This is a genomic window from Moorena sp. SIO4E2 (genome assembly GCF_010671945.1).
GTDB lineage: Bacteria > Cyanobacteriota > Cyanobacteriia > Cyanobacteriales > Coleofasciculaceae > Moorena > Moorena producens.
The window spans coordinates 1-1,404 of sequence record NZ_JAAHIE010001215.1; the positions used below are offsets into that span (position 1 = coordinate 1).

The 1,404-nt window shown below is 42.1% G+C and carries 2 protein-coding genes; both read right to left on the reverse strand.

Translation table 11 applies throughout. The annotated features are described in order from the left end of the window. Nucleotides 1-473 (reverse strand): HD-GYP domain-containing protein (locus F6K37_RS42325; RefSeq protein WP_287257209.1); only part of this gene is annotated, 473 nt, incomplete at its 3' end. Nucleotides 474-853: 380 nt separating this feature from the next. Beyond that, nucleotides 854-1,404: GTPase (locus F6K37_RS42330; protein WP_287257210.1), on the reverse strand; the 551-nt coding region annotated here is incomplete at its 5' end.

Below are 1,404 nucleotides of genomic sequence, written 5' to 3' on the forward strand. Positions count from 1 at the left end.
TGGTCACTACGGTTACGATATAGGCGCTTGCTGATGATAGCATCTGCCGCATTCACCAGCTGAAAGACCTGAACAATGTAAGGAATTTTCTCACCACGCAACCCATCCGGATAACCAGTGCCATTCAGCCTCTCTTGGTGGGTACGCACTAAGAATGCAAACTCCTTCAGGAGCGGATACTGGTTACAAATCAGTTCTGAAACTTCAGGATACTCCTTAACTTTTGTCCACTCCTTTTCTGTCAGCGGTCCTGTTTTGAACAGGATATGATCGGGAATGCTAATTTTACCTAAACCGTGGCAATAGCACAAAAAAACCAGCTGACGCATTGCTTCTGGCTCTAAGTTTAACCAGCGTCCAAAATGCATACACATAGTTCGCAGACGATAGCACCTTAAGCCAATGGGTACGTTGCGAGCCAACTGGATTTGTTCAAGGAAATTTAGGATATCGGCGTCCCCAGAACGAAGCATCAAACTTTGAAGTTGGTTTTGGTTTTAACAATTAAATTATCCCTATCTATTAGCTTACAGATGTGAATTTTTTATGAAGCTAATCCATTTGATTAAGTCTTTGTCCCATAGTGGTACTCTTTTAGAAGTAGTTAGAGACGTTAGTAAAATCCACTCCTATAGCAATCCTAAATCATTTGTAAAATCAGCAAAATCTGGGATTATTGCTGGGCAAGGGTTTTAGCGATTCGGCGAGGCCGACGCTATCGCGAACACTTTGGCCAATATATTTCACGAATCATATAGGACTGCTATAGCAAGAAATAAAACTGCAATAATACTACTTATTTAAAAGTAGCTAAATCCCGATTTTGGTTAGTTTTTCATGACCCTGAGTCAGTTTATTGAGTTGCGATCGCATAGTGAACTAACTCAACTAGTTTCTGACGCAATGTCTCTAGTCCAAGACGTTTACTAGCAGAAATAAAAACTCCTTGAGGAAATTCTTCTTTCGCTAACGCTAGGGTATCACTATCTACTTGGTCGATTTTATTAAAAACTACTAAAATCGGTCCTGGTGTAATAGGCATATCCCTCAGAATGCCCATTACAGAACGAATATGACTAGCCCAAGCTGAATGGGATAAATCCACTAAATGCAGCAAAGCATCTGCTTCTGTTACTTCTTCGAGGGTAGCCCGAAATGAATCTACTAAGGGTGGGGGTAACTCGTGAATAAACCCTACTGTATCGATCAATAGCATAGCGCTAGATTTACCCGTTACTGAGTCAATAATAGGTAAGCGTCGGGTAGTGGGATCAAGGGTAGCAAATAACTGGTCAGCGGTATAAACCTCAGCATTGGTTAGGGTATTCAACAGGGTAGATTTGCCGGCATTTGTATAACCAACGACCGCCACTGTCGGAACGTCCTGTTGCTGACGCCGCTGCC